The organism is Mesorhizobium sp. M7D.F.Ca.US.004.03.1.1 (assembly GCF_003998635.1).
GTDB classification, from domain to species: domain Bacteria; phylum Pseudomonadota; class Alphaproteobacteria; order Rhizobiales; family Rhizobiaceae; genus Mesorhizobium; species Mesorhizobium loti.
In genome coordinates this window covers 1-2,466 of the sequence record NZ_RZQG01000863.1, presented here as the reverse complement: position 1 = coordinate 2,466, position 2,466 = coordinate 1, and the positions used below count along the sequence as shown (strand labels likewise).

Here is a 2,466-nt window from a genome sequence, read left to right as displayed (position 1 = left end):
GGCTAAGGCCGCGCCAATGCCGCGCCCTTCTCCCCCGCCGCCATGTCCCAGGAGAAGGGCCACCTGTCATTTCGCCTCACGAATTGTCCAACGTTCCCGAAAACCGAGCGAGTCGGTCTCGTGTGACGTTCGTGCATCCGACTATATTCTCGCTTTTGTCGTCCGCGGCGTTGCCAGGAGCAAGCTTGTCTCGCTCCCAGTTATGCCTTGCAGGAGACGAATGCGTCGTAGGATGGAATCGAAATCAGTCAGGGAGCGTGCACTGATTTCGACCACCAGATCCCAACGGCCATTGGTGGTGTGGATCGCGGAAACCTCGGGAAATCCTCCCAACCCCTTTATGACACGCGCGGTCGCGTGACCCTCGATTTCAACCAACATGATGCCGCGCACGGCCTGGTCGACCGCGTCCGCGCGCAGGATTACCGTATAGCCGATAATATCCCCAGCGGCCTCCAGCCGCTCCATGCGCGAGCGCACTGTGGCGCGCGAAACCCCGAGCTCACTGGCCAGGTCTGAAATTGACCGGCGAGCATCGTGACGCAGGACGGTGATGAGCCGTTGGTTTAGCGAGTCCATAGGGGTCCATATCGGCATATAAAACGAGCAATCTGATAAGCTGATTTGATGCTTTTGCCAAACTGTTCTCTTCACCTCGCCACTCCGCGCCGGTTCAATGTCGTGAGTGAGGGAGAGCTTTGGATGCGCATTAGAATCATTGGTGCACCAGTACAGGATGGCGCCGGCCGCATGGGTTGCGAGATGGGGCCGAGCGCGTTGCGCACAGCCGGACTGGTCGCTACTCTGCAGGAATTAGGCCATGAGGTGGAGGACTGGGGCACAGTGCAACCCGCCGCTGCGCAGCCTCTCGTCCACGACAACACCGCGCTGAAGTCCCTGCCACAGATCGCGGCGTGGACAAAAGCCATTGCCGAGACTGCCTTCCTGGCCTGCGACGATGCGATGCCGATCTTTCTTGGTGGCGACCATTCCATGACCGCCGGCAGCCTGTCTGGCGTGGCGCATCGCGCGGCCGAGCAGGGCAGGCCGCTTTTCGTGCTCTGGCTCGATGCACATCCCGACTTTCATACGCTTGACACGACAGCCAGCGGGAATTTGCATGGCGTACCGCTCGCCTATGCCAGCGGCCAGCCAGGCTTTGCCGGCTATTTCCCCGATCTTAAGACACCGGTCGATCCGGGGCGTATCTGTGCAATGGGCTTACGAAGCGTGGACGTGGCAGAGCGGACCGCTCTCAACGTGGCCGGTGTGACCGCGCACGACATGCGCGCCATTGATGAGCACGGCATCGGCAAGCTGTTGCGCACATTTCTTGCCGGCGTCGAGGCGGAACAGGGGATGTTGCACGTCTCGCTCGATGTCGATTTTCTCGACCCTGCCATAGCGCCGGCTGTCGGCACCACCGCGGCGCCCGAAAAAGCGGCATGAATTTGCAAGCCGACACCGCAACTGACTTCAGACAGAAGTCGAGCCGCGTGGCTGTCGGCCTAACCGTGAAGATGCGGACAAGCGCCATCTGCCGAAAGCCCGCTGCTGCGAAAGGCGCGGCGGGGCCTCACCTCGAAGCTGCAGTGTCATGATCCGTGAGGCTAGGTCTTCTCTCCAGCGCTGGGCGAGTTGTAACGGGCGGAGAGCCTCTCTCACATATGCGGCGCAGGTCACCCTCCGGAGACCAGCGCAGGAATGGCCAAAGGCTCATTCGCCTCGTCAAGGATCGAGAAACTATAGCGACCCTGCGCGTCAAGGTCGACGGAGTAGCTCAGGCGGTCCAGTATGTTGTTATCCTGGTCGAAAGTGACGATCCGCGGCTTTAGTGAAGTTATGTGCGCTTCGTCCAGATAGATGGAGTTGCAGACAATGATCTGGTCGTCGGGCTGGCAGGTGCGGGCCGCCGCTCCATTGAGGATACAGCATCGTGAACCGCGCTCGCCGAGGATGACATAGGTTGAAATCCGTGCACCGGAGTTCTTGTTCCATATCTCCACGAATTCCATGGGCAGGATCCCTGCTTCTTCGCAGTGGTCAGGGTCGAGCGTTATCGAACCGTGGTAGTTGAGATTCGCTTCGGTGACGAAGATACCGTGCAGCTTGCCGGCGACTATTTTTCGCATGGGTCTGTTGTCCTATCCATCATGAATCCTGCCGCCCTCGGAGCAGCCAGTTATTCGGCTAAACTCCGACGACGAGTGCGCCGCCGCTGAGGCCCGCACCCGCTGCCGCCAGAAGAATTTTCTCGCCAAGCCGAAACGGCTTTATTTGATGGGCCAACGACAGAGAGAGCGGGATCGTGGCGGAGGAGGAGTTGCCGTAATCGACGATCGTCTTGACGATTGCTTGATCCGCAATGCCGAGGTTTCGTCCGACCGCATCAAAGATGCGGGCATTGGCCTGATGCGGCACGAACCGATCGATGTTCCGCGGCCGCATCCGGGCTGTGGCCAATGC

Annotated in this window: 3 protein-coding genes and 1 pseudogene; 1 reads left to right on the top strand and 3 read right to left on the bottom strand. The window is 60.0% G+C overall.

Annotation, left to right across the window (positions count from 1 at the left end):
- Positions 1-141: 141 nt before the first annotated feature.
- Positions 142-579 carry an Lrp/AsnC family transcriptional regulator gene (locus EN935_RS31050; RefSeq protein WP_127266120.1) on the bottom strand — a complete coding sequence of 146 codons (438 nt, stop codon included), beginning with the start codon at positions 577-579 and terminating at the stop codon, positions 142-144.
- Between the two features lie 123 nt (positions 580-702).
- Here EN935_RS31050 and rocF point away from each other — a divergent pair.
- A pseudogene (gene rocF / locus EN935_RS31045) lies at positions 703-1,425 on the top strand (arginase); the annotation flags it as partial.
- 254 nt (positions 1,426-1,679) lie between these two features.
- On the opposite strand, the gene panD reads toward rocF, so the two are convergent.
- Both panD and EN935_RS31035 read right to left on the bottom strand, forming a co-directional pair.
- Positions 1,680-2,132 (bottom strand): aspartate 1-decarboxylase, encoded by a 453-nt coding sequence (gene panD, locus EN935_RS31040; RefSeq protein ID WP_127373969.1) that lies wholly within the window; start codon positions 2,130-2,132, stop codon positions 1,680-1,682.
- Between the two features lie 58 nt (positions 2,133-2,190).
- Positions 2,191-2,466: 3-oxoacyl-[acyl-carrier-protein] synthase III C-terminal domain-containing protein (locus EN935_RS31035; protein ID WP_281040369.1), on the bottom strand; the 276-nt coding region annotated here is incomplete at its 5' end.